Genomic DNA, 17,718 nt, shown 5'->3' with positions numbered 1-17,718 from the left:
CACCTTGTCTATATGCGGGTTAGTTTGGCATAGGCGTAATGAAACGGGAAATTTCAGGCTGTGACAGCCCATCTAAAGCCCTATATCGACACCGAGAAGCTGAATTAAATGCCACTGGTAAAATTTTCCAGGTTTTTTCGACCTCAGGGGTTTACAGTTAAAAAGACGCTCCGTATAGTGCGCGCCATCGACGACGCAGACGCATTGCCGATAATGCCCAGATGGTGAAATTGGTAGACACGCCAGCTTCAGGTGCTGGTGACCGCAAGGTCGTGGAAGTTCGAGTCTTCTTCTGGGCACCAATTCAAATTTCAGAGTCGATCTGAAATTTCACAAAAACCCGCGAAAGCGGGTTTTTGCGTTTCTGGCTTTCGAAAAACCAGAGGCCGCACGTACGCTGGGCACGGCGTTTGCGCTGGTGCTTCTGGAGCGATGAGGGAACTGACGGCGACGCTGCTGCTGAGTCCAACCGGGCTCAATACGCTGGCGACGGAAGTCTGGGCACATACCGCGAATGTGGAGTTTGCGGCGGCTGCGCCTTATGCGGCGTTGTTGATTTTGGTGTCGGGTTTGCCGGTTTATCTACTCAAACTACCCGGGTGTATTTGAGCCGCTGAGATTGCCATCGCGAGCAGGCTCGCTCCCACAGGGAAATGCATTCCCATGCGGGAGCGAGCCTGCTCGTGAAGAGGCCAGCCCAATCAATACACATTTAAGCCCTGAACTGCCCCAGGCTGGCCTTCAATTGCGCCGCCAACCCATCCAGCACCTTGCCGCTGGCCGTGGTTTCCACCACTGCCTGAGCCGCTTTCTCAGCCTGTGCATGAATGGTCTCAACCCGACCGCGTACCGCTTGCGCGCCTTGCGCCTGATGCGCCGCTGCCTGCGTTGCCAGACCAATCGCCGCATGAACTTGCTCGACTGACGCCTGCACCGATTGCTGCAACCGCGCACTGTCACGCAGCACCAGCAAACCTTCGCTGGCCTGACGCCCGGCCTGACCGATCGCTGCCACCGCTTCACGCGCACCTTGCTGCAAGGCAACGATGTGCGCCTGAATGTCGCCAGTGGAGCTCTGCGTCTTGCTCGCCAGCGCTCGCACCTCGTCAGCGACCACGGCAAACCCGCGACCAGTCTCGCCCGCACGCGCCGCTTCGATGGCGGCGTTCAGCGCCAGCAGGTTGGTTTGCTCGGCGATCCCGTGAATCACCGTCAACACCACTTCAATCTGCTCACTCTGCTGTGCCAGCCGCTCGATGACTTTCGCCCCGGTGTCGACCTGCCCGGCCAACGCCTCGATCAGGCCGCCGACTTTCGCCGAGGTCCGCGTGTTTTCATCTGTCGCCGAACGAATATCCACCACTTGCTGCAAGGCCGCCTGCATGGCATGACTTTCAGACTGTGCTTCGTCAGCCATTTGCGATAGCGCACGCAGGCTCTCGGCCACTTCATCGCGTTGCATGCCTGCCGCTTTGTCGGCCCCGGCATTGCGCAAGGTCATCGCGCCGATTTCCACACCGGTACGCTGAGCCACATCGCCCGCTTCGCGCACGATCGGCTGCAACTTATCCACAAAGCGATTGACCGCCGAGGCCATGTCGCCGATCTCATCCTTACTGTTGATCTGCACGCGCTTGGTCAGGTCGCCCTCGCCCGCCGCCAGGTCATCCATGGCCGCAATCAGCAGCTTCAGACGATTGAGCACGCGACGACCCAGCACCACAGCCAGCAACAGCAATACGCCGAAGCCCACCACCGCCAGGCCCATGCCGATGCGCCAGCGCAAGGTGCCCGCTGCTTCCTGCACGGTGCTGGTGGTGTTGGCCTGCATCTCTGAAGCCGTTGCCTGCGCCGACTTCAGGCGCGCGCCCATCGCTGCTGCACTATCAGCCGCCGCGCCTTTGAGGCTGTCGCCCACCAATTGATCACTGCTGGCGATCAGCGCCGAGAAGCGCTTGTCGAGGGCGGCCAGATCGACTTCCACGGAAGCAGTCGAGACGCCCATCAAGACCTTGCCGATTTCCACGCCATTGGGGCTGATGGAGGCTTCGAGGTAGTAGACCGACGGATCGTTCTTCGCCGCATCCAACACTTTGTCCAATGCGCGCTCGCCCTGGCCTTTCTCCAGCAGCGCTTTGTTGATCGGGTTCTCGCGGTTCAGATAGCGCGTCAGGTGCTGGCCGGTAGCGTCGTCGTAGATTACGAACAGCACGTTGGGATTGCGCTGGGCCCGGCGGGCGAATTCGGACAGGGTTGGAACGTCGCTGTCCCACATGGCCCGAGGTGCGACCGAAGCCAGAAGCTGCGCCATATCGTTGGCGGAGTCCTTCAGATCCTTCTCCAGCGTCGCACGCAGCTGTGCTTGTTCGTCCTTCAATCGCGAGGACAAACCCACCGCAAGACGCTGACGCGTGCTGGTAGAAAGGCTATCGAGGCTCGACGTGACTTCACGCCCTGCCTGCTCAAGTTCCCCGGAAAGTTTTTGACTGTCGGCACCCAGGCGCACACCCAGATCGGCTTCGAGCGCGGTCACTGTGCTCCGAGTCAGAGCGACAGCTACAAGCACTTGCACCAAAAGGGCGATACCCAGGGTAACGAACACAGGCCGCAATAGACGGCTTTGTAACAATGAGAGAATGGCTGACACTTAAAATCCCTCTGCTTGGCGCCATTAAATTGATGGCGCACTGGAAGCGATGCTTTTAATCAACATCACAGCAAAGGTCGTGCCGCCCGACAGGCAGATACGACAAAGGCCCCAAATGAGGGGCCTTTGTGTTTTACATCAACGACTTATTAAGCGAACGGATGACGCAAAACGATGGTTTCGTTGCGGTCCGGGCCCGTCGAAATAATGTCGATCGGCGCACCGATCAGCTCTTCAACGCGCTTGATGTAAGCACGGGCGTTAGCTGGCAGCTCTTCCATAGTTTTGGCACCCACAGTCGACTCGGTCCAGCCCGGCACTTCTTCGTACACAGGCTGCAGGCCCACGTAGCTGTCAGCATCAGTCGGGGCAACGGCATTGCCTTGCGCATCTTTGTAGCCGACGCAGATGTTGATGGTTTCAAGGCCGTCGAGCACGTCGAGCTTGGTCAGGCAGATGCCCGAGATGCTGTTCACATCGATGGCACGACGCAGGATAACGGCGTCGAACCAGCCGCAACGGCGGGCACGGCCGGTGGTAGCACCGAACTCGTGACCTTGCTTGGCCAGGTGAGCGCCCACTTCGTCAAACAGCTCAGTCGGGAATGGACCCGAACCAACGCGAGTGGTGTAAGCCTTGGTGATGCCCAGGATGTAATCCAGGAACATCGGGCCAACGCCCGAACCGGTCGCCACGCCACCAGCGGTGGTGTTGGAGCTGGTCACGTACGGATAGGTACCGTGGTCGATGTCGAGCAACGAACCTTGGGCGCCTTCGAACATGATGTCTTTGCCGGCGCGACGCAGGTCGTGCAGCTCGGCCGTCACGTCCAGCATCAGCGGCTTGAGCAGCTCAGCGTATTCCTTGCACTCGGCCAGGGTTTTTTCGAACTCGATGGCAGGCTCTTTGTAGTAACCCACCAGCATGAAGTTGTGGTAATCCACCAGTTCACGCAGCTTGTCTTCAAAGCGCGGCATGTTGAGCAGGTCGCCCACACGCAGGCCACGACGTGCAACCTTGTCTTCGTACGCCGGGCCGATGCCGCGACCGGTCGTACCGATCTTCAGTTCGCCACGGGCCTTTTCACGGGCCTGGTCCAGCGCTACGTGGAAGGACAGGATCAGCGGGCAGGACGGGCTGATACGCAGGCGCTCGCGCACCGGTACGCCTTTCTCTTCCAGCTTGATGATTTCCCGCAGCAGAGCGTCGGGTGCAACCACCACGCCGTTGCCGATCAGGCACTGCACGCCTTCGCGCAGCACGCCCGACGGAATCAGGTGCAAGACGGTTTTTTCGCCGTCGATCACCAGGGTGTGACCAGCATTGTGGCCACCTTGGTAGCGCACTACGGCGGCAGCATGTTCGGTCAGCAGATCAACGATCTTGCCTTTGCCCTCATCACCCCATTGGGTGCCCAGGACTACGACATTCTTACCCATAACACTTGTCCTCATTCGCGCAAACTTGGTGCCGGCGGCAGCCGGCAGGAAAACTCAAGAAGCCAGTGGCGATACTTGCCAAAGCCCGTTCTGCTGAATCAATTGCCGGTCGCAGTCCGCTTCACGGGCGGCGGCCAAAGGCTGTCCAGGCAACGCCTGAACGACACGCTGACCCTCACTGCGCAACTGGCAAACCTGCTGCCAGAGAGCGGCATCCGTACTGTCAGGCATCCAGATACCGCCAGACGGTAACTCGATCTCAGCACGCCCCAGGGTCACCAGGGTTTTCAAATCGGTAGAGAAGCCGGTTGCCGGACGGGCGCGACCGAAGTCGGCACCGATGTCGTCGTAACGACCACCCTGAGCAATGGACTGGCCAACACCCGGTACGAATACCGCGAACACCACACCGGTGTGGTAGTGGTAGCCGCGCAACTCGCCCAGGTCGAAATACAACGGCAACTCAGGGAAACGCGTGGACAGACGCTCGGCAATCGCCAGCAGGTCGTCCAGAGCAGCCAATACTGGCGCCGGCGCATTCGCCAGGCGCTCGCGGGCAGCGCTCAATACTTCACGGCCGCCACACAGGTCGACCAGCGCCCGCAGCATGTCCGACAGATCAGCTGGCAGGCCTTCGGTCAAGGTAATGACCTCGTCGATGGCCTTACGTTGCAACGCATCGAACAACTGTTGCTCGACTTCACCGGACAGACCGGCGGCGCGAGCCAGCCCGCGGTAGATACCCACATGACCGAGGTCCATGTGCACATCCGGCACATCGGCCAGTTGCAGCATAGCCAACATCAAGCTGATGACTTCCACGTCGCTGCTCGGGCTGGCATCGCCGTACAGCTCGGCACCCAGCTGGATCGGGCTGCGCGAGGACGACAAGGCGCGCGGCTGAGCGTGCAGCACGCTACCGGCATAGCACAGACGGCTCGGGCCTTCGCGTCGCAAGGTGTGCGCATCGATGCGCGCCACTTGCGGCGTGATGTCGGCACGGAAACCCATCTGCCGGCCCGATTGCGGGTCGATGACCTTGAAGGTACGCAGATCGAGGTCCTGGCCCGCGCCGGTCAGCAGGGATTCCAGGTACTCGATATGGGGAGTCACGACAAACTCGTAACCCCAGCTCTGGAACAGATCCAACACCTGACGACGCGCGACTTCAATGCGCGCCGCTTCTGGTGGCAGTACTTCTTCGATGCCATCTGGCAGCAGCCAGCGGTCTACCGTTGCCATTACGCCATTCCCCTATGATCCGGGCGGCCAGCCTTTGGGCGAGCCTTGAGTGAAGCAGAAAATGATCGGTTCATGCGCAAACCACGCGCATGAACAACGCGGCGAAAAGCCCGAATCGGCTTCACCAACCACTTTCCTCGAAAAACCTGTCGAGTCATTCAACTCGCACGCCTGCATAAAAACAGCAATCAAACGTGCAGACGCAAAAAAGCCGGGAATTTCCCGGCTGCCGCATCATACACACGTTTTCCCAAAGGATCACCCCGCCCGAGGCGTTAGCCGCCAGGCGGGGGATGATTCAGGTCAGCGCCGTATCAAGGCTTGGCTTTTTCCAGGTAACGGAAGAAGTCGCTGCTTGGGTCCAGGACCATGACGTCGGATTTGTTCGCGAAGCTTTCACGGTAGGCACGCAGGCTACGGTAGAAACCGTAGAACTCCTGGTCCTGGCCGTAGGCCTTGGAGTAGATCGCAGCGGCCTGGGCATCACCATCACCGCGAACCTCTTCAGATTCACGATAGGCTTCAGCCAGCAACACGCGGCGTTGACGATCAGCATCGGCACGAATGCCTTCTGACAGCTCGTTACCCTTGGCGCGGTGCTCGCGAGCTTCACGCTCACGCTCGGAACTCATGCGTTCGAACACGCTGCGGTTCACTTCTTTCGGCAGATCGATGGCCTTGACCCGAACATCGACAACTTCGATGCCCAGCTCTTTTTCCGCCATCTTGTTCAGCGAAGCCGTGATATCGGTCATCAGCGCATCGCGCTCACCGGACACCACTTCATGCAGCGTGCGCTTACCGAACTGGTCACGCAGGCCCGATTCCAGACGACGGGAAAGACGCTCGTCGGCAATCTGCTTGAGGCCGGAAGTCGCGGTGTAGAAGCGCTCGGCATCTTTCACGCGCCACTTGGCGTAGGCATCGACCATGACGGCTTTCTTTTCCAGCGTCAGGAAGCGTTGTGTCGGCGCATCGAGCGTCATCAGGCGTGCGTCGAATTTGCGCACCTGGTTGACGTAAGGCACTTTCACATGCAGGCCTGGCTGAACATCAGCCTGGACCACGCGACCGAACTGCAGCAGCACCGCACGCTCGGTCTGAGCCACGATGTAGAAGCAGTTCCAGGCAGCGATCGCCACGACGACGCCGACAATAAGGGCGATCAGCGATTTATTGCTCATCAGCGACTCTCCCTGGTACGTGCTGGCTGTTGCTGCAGATCGGCTGCCGCACGCGCATTCGCTTCATTGCTGCTGGCTGCCGCACCGGTCACCGAAGTGCTGGTGTTGCGACCACTTTCGACCATTTTATCCAGCGGCAAGTACAGCAGATTGCTCTGGCCATTCTTGTTCCCGGTTACGAGAACCTTGCTGGTATTGCTGAAGACTTCCTGCATGGTGTCCAGGTACAGACGCTCACGGGTGACTTCAGGTGCCTTGCGGTACTCGGCCACCAGTTTGGTGAAGCGATCGGCCTCACCCTTGGCGCGCGAGACGGTTTCGTCACGGTAGCCATTGGCATCTTCGATGATGCGCTGGGCCTGACCACGTGCTTCCGGCACGACGCCGTTGGCATAGGTTTCAGCCTGGTTGCGCGAACGCTGCTCGTCTTCACGGGCGCGGATCACGTCATCGAAGGCTTCCTGCACTTCACGCGGTGCGGCTGCGCTCTGTACGTTGACCTGGGTGACGGTGATGCCGGTGCGATAGGTATCCATGAAGCGTTGCAGACGCTCCTTGATTTCGCTGGCCATCAATTCACGACCTTCAGTCAGCACCTGGTCCATCGCGGTGGAACCCACTACGTGGCGCAAGGCACTTTCGGTCGCGTGCTGAAGGCTGATTTCCGGCTGGTCAACGCTCAACACGAAGTCCTGCAGGTTGCTGATCTTGTACTGCACGGTCAGCGGCACTTCGACGATGTTTTCGTCTTCAGTGAGCATTTGACCCTGCTTGGTATAGGCACGCTCACGCGTGACGTTTTCCAGGTACTTGCGATCCAGCGGCGGGAAATAGATGTTCAGACCCGGGCCGACAGTCTCGTAGTACTTGCCGAAGCGCAGCACCACGGCTTGCTCCTGCTCGTCGACGACATACACCGCGCTGTACAGCCACACCGCTGCCAACACGACCAGACCGATGCCGAGCAGACCGCCGAAGCCGCTACTCCTGCCCGAACCGCCCCCGTCATCACCGCGTTTCTTACCACCACCGAACAACCCGTTCAGGCTTTCCTGCAGCTTTCGGAAGGCCTCGTCGAGATCCGGCGGTCCCTTGCGGTCGCCGTTATTGCGGCGCTTGCCACCCCAAGGATCCTGATTATTCGAGTTGCCACCCGGCTCATTCCAAGCCATAGCGCTCTCCATCTGATAAAGCAAAGACGCACCCACGGCGCGCCGACCAATGCTACAGAATGCCTGTCACCGCGGCACAACCGCTTTTTCAGGCTTTTATTGCAAAGTGTGTTGTTCGATTATTGCAAAGTGTGTTGTTCGATGAACTCTGTCGGCACAACGCCTTCACGGCTGACCAGCCGATTGAGCTCCGAGCGCGGTAATCGAACGGCCAGCAAGCTGACACCTTCTTCGTCGTGTTCTTCTTTCTGCACCGCTCCGAGCTCGAAAAACTGCGCACGCAGTCGAGCGAATCGTTGCGGCAAACGCAAGGTACCGATAAACAACTCACTGCCCAGCAACTCGGCAATGGCTTGCTCAAGCAATTCCAGACCACTGCCATCACGCGCCGACAGCCAGACCCGTTGAGGCTTACCGTTTTCGTCTCGCTGGATTTGTGGCTCAACGCCTTCAAGCAAATCGAGTTTGTTATAGACCTCGAGGATCGGCAAGTCCTGGGCACCAATCTCGCCCAGCACCACCATCACCTGCTCGATCTGCAACATGCGATCCGGTTCGGCCGCATCGATCACGTGCAACAGCAGGTCTGAGTTGCTCGACTCTTCGAGCGTAGACCGAAATGCCTCGACCAGTTTGTGGGGCAAGTGGCGTATGAAACCCACCGTATCGGCCAGGACAATCGGCCCCAGGTCGTCGAGTTCCAGACGGCGCAAGGTCGGGTCCAGCGTGGCAAACAACTGGTCAGCCGCGTAAACGTCGGATTTCGTGACGTTATTGAAGAGCGTGGATTTGCCGGCGTTGGTATAGCCCACAAGGGACACGGTAGGAATATCCGCACGCGAACGGCCGCGTCGCGACTGTTCGCGCTGACTGCGTACTTTTTCCAGTCGGCCCTTGATCTGTCGCAGGCGTACCCGCAGCAAACGGCGGTCGGTTTCCAGCTGGGTTTCACCCGGGCCACGCATACCGATACCGCCACCCTGACGCTCAAGGTGGGTCCAGCCACGAACCAGCCGGGTGCTCATGTGATCAAGCTGGGCCAGTTCTACCTGGAGCTTGCCTTCATGGGTACGGGCGCGCTGGGCGAAAATATCGAGAATCAGACCGGTACGGTCGATCACGCGACACTCGAAAACACGTTCGAGGTTACGTTCCTGACTGGGCGTGAGGATGTGATTGAAGATGACCAGATCGGCCTCTTTGGCATGGACCAGGTCGCGCAACTCTTCGACCTTGCCGCTGCCAATCAGGAATTTGGCGGTTGGCCGATGACGCGGCACGTTAAAAAACGCAACGGTCTCGGCGCCGGCCGAATTAGCCAATTCCTGAAACTCCTGCGGATCTTCGCGCGCCTCAGGGTCCTGTCCATCCAAGTGAACGAGGATCACTCGCTCACCACCACCGTGGCGCTCAAAGAACAAAGGAGACTCCTATCAGGCGTTACCTGGCTCAGCATCACCTGCTTCGGATTCGGTTGCGCTAGGCAGACGAATTGGACGAACCGGCACCACTGTAGAGATAGCGTGTTTGTAAACCATCTGGCTGACGGTGTTTTTCAGCAGGATAACGAACTGGTCGAAAGACTCGATCGTGCCTTGCAGCTTGATCCCGTTGACCAGATAGATGGAAACCCCCACTTTCTCTTTACGTAAAGTATTCAAGTAAGGGTCTTGTAGCGAATGCCCTTTTGACATGTGCCGCACTCCTTTAAGGATTCAATATTAAAAAATAGGTAATCAGATGACTTGTGGCCGTCACACCCCCAAGGATAGACGGCAATTGCAAGGACTCAGCTCAATATGGAGATGGTCCCAAGGTATTTCAAGGCGCGCGGCAGATTGTCGCAATCGAGGCTGTCCAACCAATGTAAATCAGCCCAACTGCGCAGCCAGGTGAACTGGCGCTTCGCCAATTGGCGCGTGGCAATGATTCCACGCTCCTGCATCTCGGCTTGCGTCAGCTTGCCATCCAGGTAATCCCAGACTTGTCGGTAGCCTACTGCACGTATAGACGGCATCCCCGAATGCAGGTCACCTCTATCTCGCAGGGCTACGACCTCGTCGATGAATCCCTGTTCCAACATATTCGTGAATCTTTGTTTAATTCGCTCGTGCAGTACCTGGCGATTTGCCGGAGCAATGGCCAAGTTCGCGACAGTATAGGGCAATTGTTGCAGTCCAGAGGCGGCTGCTTCAGTACTTTGCGCAGATTGTTGCAACCTGAGTGCAGTCATGCTCTGACCACTGACGCGATAAACTTCCAGCGCTCGACTCAGTCGCTGCGGATCGTTCGGATGAATACGCGCCGCAGATTGCGGATCGATGACTGCCAATTGATCGTGCAAGGCTTGCCAGCCAAGGCGTGCGGCCTCTTCTTCGATCTGTGCGCGAATGGCCGGGTCAGCCGCCGGCATGTCTGCCAGACCTTCGACCAAAGCCTTGTAATAGAGCATTGTGCCGCCCACCAGCAGCGGAATTTTGCCCCGCGCGGTGATCTCGGCCATGGCTTCGAGGGCATCGCGACGGAAATCGGCGGCCGAATAGCTCTCTGCCGGATCAAGAATATCGATCAAACGGTGTGGAAATTCAGCCAGAAGCTCTTTTGAAGGCTTGGCGGTGCCGATGTCCATGCCACGGTAGACCAGCGCCGAATCGACGCTGATCAGCTCACACGGCAAGACTTTGGTGAGTTCGATAGCCAGGTCGGTCTTGCCGGCGGCGGTCGGGCCCATCAGGAAAATCGCAGGAGGGAGCTGGTTCATCAACGACCGCGCAAGAACAGTTTGTCCAGATCGTCCAGGCCCAGTTGGGTCCAGGTCGGTCGGCCATGGTTGCATTGACCGCTGCGTTCGGTGTTTTCCATATCGCGCAGCAGACCGTTCATTTCGGGGATCGCCAGACGCCGATTCGCCCGAATCGCGCCGTGGCAGGCCATGGTGCCGAGCAGTTCGTTCAGGTGCGCCTGAATCCGGTCGCTGGTGCCGTATTCCATCAAGTCCGCCAGAACGTCACTGACCAATCGATTGGCTTCAGCTTGCTTGAGCAAGGCCGGAATCTGCCGGATCGCCAGGGATTCCGGGCCCAGACGCTGCAATTCAAAGCCCAGGCGCTGGAACCACGCGACGTGTTCTTCGGCGCAATCGGCTTCACGCTGACTGACCGCCAGCGACTCCGGCACCAGCAGCGGCTGACCGCTCAGGCCTTCGCTGGCCATGGCGATTTTCAGGCGCTCGTACATGATCCGCTCATGAGCCGCGTGCATGTCCACCAGCACCAGGCCCTGGGCGTTTTCCGAAAGAATGTAGATGCCTTTGAGCTGCGCCAGCGCATAACCCAGCGGCGGAATGTCGTCCTGCCCGGCTGGCAGCGCTACCGCGTTGGCTTCTGGCAATGGTGCAAAAAACTCACGATACGCTGCCTGGGCCTCAGCAACCGGCACACCGGATTGAGGCCGTGGCGAGTACTGATATTGATAACCGGCACCCGCGCCCGAGCCGGCCGGCGTATTGAACGACGGCTGGGCTTGAGGCTGTTCCAGCAAGGCATTGGCCGCCAGACGCATTTCGCCCTGTGGACCGAATTCGCCAGCATCAATGCCGGTCGGCCGAACGATGGCCGTCGCGACAGGCGCGGCCAGATGGTCTTCCGGCCGCACATCGCCCAAGGCGCGGTGCAGGGTGCCGTAGAGGAAATCGTGAACCATGCGTCCGTCACGGAAGCGCACTTCGTGCTTGGTCGGGTGCACGTTGACGTCAACGCCGGCCGGATCGACTTCGAAAAACAGCACGAACGTCGGGTGCCGGCCGTTGAACAGCACGTCGCGATAGGCCTGGCGCACCGCGTGGGCCACCAGTTTGTCGCGTACGGCGCGGCCATTTACGAAGAAGTACTGCAAGTCCGCTTGGCTGCGGTTGAACGTCGGCAAACCGACCCAGCCCCACAAATGCAGGCCATTGCGCTCGATCTCGATCGGCAGCGCCTGCTCGAGGAAACCCGAACCGCAAATCGCTGCCACACGCCGGGCACGGGCCGCGTCGTCATGGGCTTCATGCAGGCTGAGGATGGTCTTGCCGTTGTGCCGCAGATGGAACGCCACGTCGAAACGTGCCAGCGCCAGACGCTTGATCACTTCTTGCAGGTGATCGAATTCGGTTTTTTCGGTTTTGAGAAACTTGCGGCGTGCCGGAGTGTTGAAAAACAAGTCACGCACTTCCACCGAGGTGCCCACCGGATGGGCCGCCGGCTGCACGCGAGGCGCCATGTCCCGGCCTTCGGTTTCGACCTGCCAGGCCTGATCAGCGTCTTTGGTGCGGGATGTCAGGGTCAGGCGCGCCACAGAGCTGATCGACGCGAGTGCCTCACCGCGAAAGCCAAGGCTCATGACCTGCTCGAGGTCTTCCAGATTGCGGATCTTGCTGGTGGCGTGTCGCGCCAGGGCCAGCGGCAGGTCATCGGCAGAAATGCCGCTGCCATCGTCGCGCACCCGCAGCAACTTGACGCCGCCCTGCTCCACATCGACATCGATACGCCTGGCGCCGGAGTCGAGGCTGTTTTCCAGCAGTTCCTTGATCACCGAAGCCGGGCGTTCAACCACCTCACCGGCGGCAATCTGGTTCGCCAGTCGCGGGCTGAGCAGCTCGATACGAGCCGTATTGGTCAGCACCTGGTTCATTCTTTGGCCGCCAGCTCAGTGCCAGGGATGGTCAAGTGCTGACCGACCTTGAGCTCATCACTCGACAGCTTGTTGGCGCTGCGCAGCGTGGCCGGAGAAACCTGATATCGCACGGCAATCATCGCCAGCGTCTCGCCGGGGTTCACCCGATGGTCACGCGGGCCTTGGGCGATCCCGCCGGAGTCGCGCAGCCAGGCAATGTAGGTGCCTGGCGGCGGGTTCTGCTGGAAGAACTGGCGCACGCCGCTGCTGATCGAACGCGCCAGCGCTTGCTGGTGGTTCGCTGCGGCAAGCTTGGACGCTTCGTTGGCGTTGGAGATGAACCCGGTTTCCACCAGGATCGATGGAATGTCCGGCGACTTCAGCACCATGAACCCGGCCTGCTCCACGCGCTGTTTGTGCAACGGCGTGACGCGGCCGATGTTGCTCAGGACTTTCTGGCCGACGTTCAGGCTAGAAGTCAGGGAAGCCGTCATCGACAGGTCAAGCAGCACGCCCGCCAGCATGCGGTCCTTGTCGTCGAGGCTGACGTTGCCGGCACCACCGATCAAGTCGGAACGGTTTTCGCTATCAGCCAGCCAACGGGCCGTTTCCGAGGTAGCGCCGCGATCAGACAGGGCGAACACCGAGGCACCGAAGGCTGCGGCCGAAGGCGCGGCGTCGGCGTGGATCGAAACGAACAGGTCGGCGCCCTTCTTGCGGGCGATTTCGGTACGGCCGCGCAACGGGATGAAATAGTCGCCGGTGCGGGTCAGTTCGGCGCGGAAGCCTTTCATGCCGTTGACCTGACGCTGCAGTTCACGGGCGATGGCCAGTACCACGTCTTTTTCACGCTGACCGCGAGAGCCGGAGGCACCCGGGTCTTCGCCGCCGTGACCGGCATCGATGACGACAATAATGTCGCGCTTGCCGGCCGGGGCTGGCGGCAGTTTTACCGGAGGCTCCACCGGAGTGACCGGCACCGGGGCTACCGTCGCGACGTTGGTCGGCGCCGGAATTGGCGCGGCATCGGCAGCGTTGTCGAACAAGTCGACCACCAGGCGATTGCCGTACTGGGCGTTTGGCGCCAGGGTAAAACTTTTCGGCGTCACGGCTTTTTTCAGGTCGATGACCACCCGCAGATCGGTTGGCGTACGTTGAGCCGAGCGCATGGCGGTGATCGGAGTGTTCGAGCTGTTGACGTTCAGCGGCGCCCCCAGAGTCGCGCCATTGATGTCGATGACCAGCCGATCCGGGGCGGTCAGGGTAAAGACGCTGTGCTGGACAGGCCCGGTCAGGTCGAACACCAGTCGCGTGTTGTCCGGAGCCCGCCACAGGCGAACGCTGTTGACCTTCGTCTCGGCCACAGCATCGACGGTCACCGCCAAAAACAACAATCCTACGGCAGCTACCATCGCGCGAAAGCGCATACCTAACCCCATCATTTAATTGGTTTCCAATGCCAAAGCGGCACACCACGACTCGCCACGCGAGCCCTGGGACAAAATTTTCAGCGAACGCCCGCCATCTTGCGGGCTAATGGTAATGGTCAGGTCGGGCTTTGGCAAAAAGCCTGCACCCTTTTCGGGCCACTCGATCAAGCACAACGCGTCGTCTTCGAAATAGTCGCGGATGCCGAGGTACTCCAACTCCTCAGGGTCGACCAAGCGATAGAGGTCGAAATGGAAGGCACGGATGTCACCAATCTCGTAGGGTTCGACCAAAGTAAACGTAGGGCTTTTTACCGACCCTTGATGCCCCAGCCCCCTGATGATGCCCCGGGACAGCGTGGTTTTCCCCGCGCCCAGATCACCCTCGAGAAAAATCAGACCGTGCCCTTCAGTGGTTTGTGCGATGCGTGCGCCAAACGCAGTCATCGCCTCTTCATCAGCCAGGTACAGGGTTACTTCAGACACGGTGTTTGCTCCTCCAACAACTGACGAATGGCTGGAATCAGATCACTGGCCGCCAGCCCACGGCCCGATTTACCTTCTTTCGCGCCAGCATTGGCGTGCAGCCAGACGGCCAGGCAGGCGGCGTCGAACGCTTCCATGCCTTGTGCCAGCAATGCGCCGACCAGACCGGCCAGCACATCACCCAAACCGGCGGTGGCCATGGCCGGATGGCCCTGATGACACAACGCCAATCGCCCATCGGGGCTGGCGATCAAGCTGCCGGCGCCTTTCAGCACCACGACAGCTGTATATTTTTTGCTCAATGCGTGAGCCGCCGCAGGACGATCGGCCTGCACTTGGGCAGTGCTCATCCCCAACAAGCGCGCCGCCTCGCCCGGATGCGGGGTGATCACACAATCCCTGGGCAAGCTCACGTGCTCTGTGGCCAGCAGATTCAATGCATCGGCGTCCCAGACTTGCGGCAGCGGCGCAGTGGCAGCCGCCGACAAAAGGCTGCGCCCCCAGGAAGCCTGACCCAAGCCTGGGCCGACCACCAGCACGGAAACCTTTTGCAGCAGTTCCATCAGCTGATTGGCCGACGAAGTGCCCAACACCATGGCTTCAGGAATTCTCGCCAGCGCGGCCGGAACATGTTCACTGCGCGTCGCCACGGACACCATGCCCGCACCGCTGCGCAGGGCACTTTGCGCGCTCAGCAGGATGGCGCCACCAAAGCCGCGATCGCCGCCGACCAGCAGGACGTGGCCGAATTTGCCTTTATGGGAGGTTGGAGCACGGCCCGCCAGACGCGGCAAGGTACTGGCCGTCAGGCGACGCGCACTGATGGCGACTCCGTTGAACGACTCGGGGGAGGCCTGCAGATCGTTGAATACCAACTCGCCGACCACGTCCGCAGCATCGCCGGTGAACAGACCCAGTTTCAGGCCGATGAACGTCACCGTCAGGTCCGCCCGCACCGCCGCGCCGAGTATTCGGCCGGTATCAGCGCACAACCCCGAAGGGATATCCACCGCCGCAACTGGCAACCCGCTGCCGTTGATCGCCGCGATGGCGCCAGCGTAGGGCTCTCGCACCTCCCCCGTCAGACCGGTGCCGAGCAAGGCATCCAGCACGACACCGCGCAATTCGGACTGCGCGCTCCAGGCTTGAACCGCGACACCTTCAGACACAGCCTCAGCATGGGCCAATGCCGCATCACCTTGTAAACGCTTGGGATCACCGACCGCGAACACCCGCACATGCCAGCCAGCACGTCGGGCCAGCACGGCCACCAGATAACCGTCGCCAGCGTTATTGCCATGACCGGCCACGACACTCAATTCATTCGCCGACGGCCAATGGCGGACCAGCGCACGCCAGGTCGCCCGCGCCGCGCGCTGCATCAATTCGAAGCCCGGTGTGCCGGCCGCGATCAGGCTCGCATCGAGGGCTCGCACTTGCGCGGCGCTATACAGCGCGTCGGGTAAATCATCTTTAGTGTGCGGCATGCGTCTTCGGGCTCCGATGTCTGGCAGAATTATACGCACCTCAGCTCCGGTTTCTCTCGCCTCATGCCCGCAATTACCACAGACCTGCCCGCCCTCGCCCAATCCATCAAGGACTGGGGCCGCGAGCTGGGCTTTCAGCAAGTCGGCATCAGCGGCCTCGACCTGGCCGAGCATGAGCAGCACCTGGAGCGCTGGCTCGCGGCCGGCTACCACGGCGAAATGGACTACATGGGCGCCCACGGCAGCAAACGCTCACACCCGGAAGAGCTGGTGCCCGGCACGCTTCGGGTGGTTTCCCTGCGCATGGACTACCTGCCGGGCGATACCGAAATGGCCAAACGTCTGGCACAACCGGAAAAAGCCTACGTCTCGCGTTATGCCTTGGGCCGCGATTACCACAAATTGATCCGTAAACGCGTGCAACAACTGGCCGATAAAATTCAGGCCGAAATCGGCCCGTTTGGTTTCCGCGCCTTCGTCGACAGCGCGCCGGTGCTGGAAAAAGCCATCGCGGAACAGGCTGGTCTTGGATGGATCGGCAAAAACACCCTGGTCTTGAATCGAAAGGCCGGCAGTTACTTCTTTCTGAGCGAACTGTTTGTCGACCTGCCGCTGCCGGTTGACCCGCCACACAGCACCGAACACTGCGGCCGTTGCACCGCGTGCCTCGACATCTGCCCGACCAACGCCTTCGTCGGCCCGTACGTGCTGGATGCCCGACGCTGTATTTCCTACCTGACTATCGAACTGAAAAGCGCGATCCCGGAAGATCTGCGGCCACTGATCGGCAATCGGGTATTTGGCTGTGATGACTGCCAGATCGTCTGCCCGTGGAACCGCTTCGCCCGCCCCTCCGGCGAAAGCGACTTCAAGCCACGGCACAATCTGGACAACGCGGAGTTGGCAGAGCTGTTCATGTGGGATGAGGAGAAGTTTCTCAGCAGCACTGAAGGTTCGCCGTTACGCCGGGCGGGTTATGAGCGTTGGTTGCGAAACCTGGCGGTTGGCCTGGGCAATGCCCCGTCGAGCATTCCGGTAGTTGAAGCGCTTAAGGCGCGCCGTGAATACCCTTCAGAACTGGTCCGCGAACATGTGGAATGGGCCCTGAAACAACACGGACTTGTGTAGCAGCTGCCGAAGGCTGCGTTCGGCTGCGGAGCAGTCGTCATCCTGCAAAGCGAGTCCTGCGGCCTCGAACGCAGCCTTCGGCAGCTGCTACAAAGGCTGCGCGATGTCAGGCTTCATCGTTGTAGACGAATTTAGGCATTTCCCAGTGAAACCGGATCGCCAGTAACCGCAGCAGGAAACCGCCAAACAGGGTGATCAAAATCGCCTGTTCCCCCGGCAATTGCAGGTAAATGCACAGCATGTAGCACCACGCCGCGGCGAACGAGACGCTGGCGTAGAGTTCGCGGCGGAAGATCAGCGGGATGTCGTTGCAGAAGATGTCGCGCAGGATGCCGCCGAAAACCCCGGTGATCACACCGCTGACCGAGGCCACCAGCATGCCGTGGCCCATTTCCAGCGCGGTCATGCAGCCGATCAGGGTGAATGCCACCAGGCCCACGGCGTCGAGCACCAGAAACAGCGAGCGCAGGTGGCGCATCCAGCGTGCAGCGAAGACCGTGAACATCGCTGCCACCGAGGTCAGCACCAGGTATTCCGGGTGTTTGACCCACGTCAGCGGGTAATGGCCGAGCAGCACGTCACGCACCGAACCGCCGCCCAACGCCGTGACGCAGGCAATCAGCACCACGCCAAACCAGTCCATCCCGCGACGACCGGCAGACAGGGCACCGGTCATGGCTTCGGCGGTGATGGCAATCAGGTAAAGCATCAGCAACATGGTGGCGGTCCTTGCAGGAAGGCGCGCAGTCTACTCACTTCGCTGAGGTACCAAAAGAGAGCGTCGAAGCATTCACGCATACCTGTGGCGAGGGGGCTTGCCCCCGTTGGGTCGCGTAGCGGCCCCAGAACCTGG

General features: G+C 60.2%; 14 protein-coding genes, 1 tRNA gene and 1 pseudogene. 3 read left to right on the top strand and 13 right to left on the bottom strand.

Features of this window, described 5'->3' with window-relative positions; translation table 11 throughout:
* Nucleotides 1–215 precede the first annotated feature (215 nt).
* Together AC3WP4_RS16335 and AC3WP4_RS16330 are read left to right on the top strand one after the other, a co-directional pair.
* Nucleotides 216–302 (top strand) — tRNA-Leu (locus AC3WP4_RS16335).
* 95 nt (nt 303–397) lie between these two features.
* A pseudogene (locus tag AC3WP4_RS16330) lies at nt 398–617 on the top strand (iron ABC transporter permease); the annotation flags it as partial.
* Nucleotides 618–712: 95 nt separating this feature from the next.
* Here the strand turns inward: AC3WP4_RS16330 and AC3WP4_RS16325 are convergent.
* The 12 genes from AC3WP4_RS16325 to AC3WP4_RS16270 form a co-directional block, all read right to left on the bottom strand.
* Nucleotides 713–2,647 carry a methyl-accepting chemotaxis protein gene (locus tag AC3WP4_RS16325; RefSeq protein ID WP_102615325.1) on the bottom strand — a complete coding sequence of 645 codons (1,935 nt, stop codon included), beginning with the start codon at nt 2,645–2,647 and terminating at the stop codon, nt 713–715.
* 149 nt (nt 2,648–2,796) lie between these two features.
* A complete protein-coding gene (locus AC3WP4_RS16320) occupies nt 2,797–4,086 on the bottom strand; it encodes an adenylosuccinate synthase (protein WP_074873214.1) in 1,290 nt (429 codons plus the stop codon).
* Between the two features lie 54 nt (nt 4,087–4,140).
* The gene (locus AC3WP4_RS16315) at nt 4,141–5,328 is read right to left on the bottom strand and encodes an ATP phosphoribosyltransferase regulatory subunit (protein ID WP_102615326.1); all 1,188 of its coding nucleotides are present in this window, start codon (nt 5,326–5,328) and stop codon (nt 4,141–4,143) included.
* 314 nt (nt 5,329–5,642) lie between these two features.
* Nucleotides 5,643–6,512: a protease modulator HflC gene (hflC, locus tag AC3WP4_RS16310; RefSeq protein WP_056746351.1), complete on the bottom strand. Its 870-nt coding sequence runs from the start codon at nt 6,510–6,512 to the stop codon at nt 5,643–5,645.
* Nucleotides 6,512–7,684 carry an FtsH protease activity modulator HflK gene (gene hflK / locus AC3WP4_RS16305; protein ID WP_074873211.1) on the bottom strand — a complete coding sequence of 391 codons (1,173 nt, stop codon included), beginning with the start codon at nt 7,682–7,684 and terminating at the stop codon, nt 6,512–6,514. Before hflK ends, hflC begins: the two co-directional genes overlap by 1 nt.
* 119 nt (nt 7,685–7,803) lie before the next feature.
* Nucleotides 7,804–9,105 carry a ribosome rescue GTPase HflX gene (gene hflX, locus AC3WP4_RS16300; protein ID WP_074873207.1) on the bottom strand — a complete coding sequence of 434 codons (1,302 nt, stop codon included), beginning with the start codon at nt 9,103–9,105 and terminating at the stop codon, nt 7,804–7,806.
* A gap of 12 nt (nt 9,106–9,117) precedes the next feature.
* Complete coding sequence (hfq, locus tag AC3WP4_RS16295; protein ID WP_007902656.1) at nt 9,118–9,378, bottom strand: RNA chaperone Hfq; 261 nt, start codon at nt 9,376–9,378, stop codon at nt 9,118–9,120.
* A 95-nt stretch (nt 9,379–9,473) separates the two neighbouring features.
* Nucleotides 9,474–10,445, bottom strand: a complete 972-nt coding sequence (gene miaA / locus AC3WP4_RS16290) for a tRNA (adenosine(37)-N6)-dimethylallyltransferase MiaA (protein ID WP_074873204.1) — start codon at nt 10,443–10,445, stop codon at nt 9,474–9,476.
* A complete protein-coding gene (gene mutL, locus AC3WP4_RS16285; RefSeq protein WP_074873201.1) occupies nt 10,445–12,355 on the bottom strand; it encodes a DNA mismatch repair endonuclease MutL in 1,911 nt (636 codons plus the stop codon). Before mutL ends, miaA begins: the two co-directional genes overlap by 1 nt.
* The gene (locus AC3WP4_RS16280; RefSeq protein ID WP_074873198.1) at nt 12,352–13,779 is read right to left on the bottom strand and encodes an N-acetylmuramoyl-L-alanine amidase; all 1,428 of its coding nucleotides are present in this window, start codon (nt 13,777–13,779) and stop codon (nt 12,352–12,354) included. The genes mutL and AC3WP4_RS16280 overlap by 4 nt, the downstream gene beginning before the upstream one ends.
* Complete coding sequence (gene tsaE, locus AC3WP4_RS16275) at nt 13,780–14,250, bottom strand: tRNA (adenosine(37)-N6)-threonylcarbamoyltransferase complex ATPase subunit type 1 TsaE (RefSeq protein ID WP_074873195.1); 471 nt, start codon at nt 14,248–14,250, stop codon at nt 13,780–13,782.
* Complete coding sequence (locus tag AC3WP4_RS16270) at nt 14,238–15,737, bottom strand: NAD(P)H-hydrate dehydratase (RefSeq protein WP_102615327.1); 1,500 nt, start codon at nt 15,735–15,737, stop codon at nt 14,238–14,240. Before AC3WP4_RS16270 ends, tsaE begins: the two co-directional genes overlap by 13 nt.
* Before the next feature lie 63 nt (nt 15,738–15,800).
* On the opposite strand from AC3WP4_RS16270, the gene queG reads away from it, so the two are divergent.
* Nucleotides 15,801–16,865: a tRNA epoxyqueuosine(34) reductase QueG gene (gene queG, locus AC3WP4_RS16265; RefSeq protein ID WP_102615328.1), complete on the top strand. Its 1,065-nt coding sequence runs from the start codon at nt 15,801–15,803 to the stop codon at nt 16,863–16,865.
* 106 nt (nt 16,866–16,971) lie between these two features.
* Here queG and AC3WP4_RS16260 read toward each other — a convergent pair whose 3' ends face one another.
* Complete coding sequence (locus AC3WP4_RS16260; protein ID WP_008153267.1) at nt 16,972–17,583, bottom strand: trimeric intracellular cation channel family protein; 612 nt, start codon at nt 17,581–17,583, stop codon at nt 16,972–16,974.
* Nucleotides 17,584–17,718 lie beyond the last annotated feature (135 nt).

The sequence above is a fragment of the Pseudomonas sp. FW305-20 genome (genome assembly GCF_058788075.1).
This window is presented reverse-complemented; position numbering and strand designations above follow the sequence as displayed.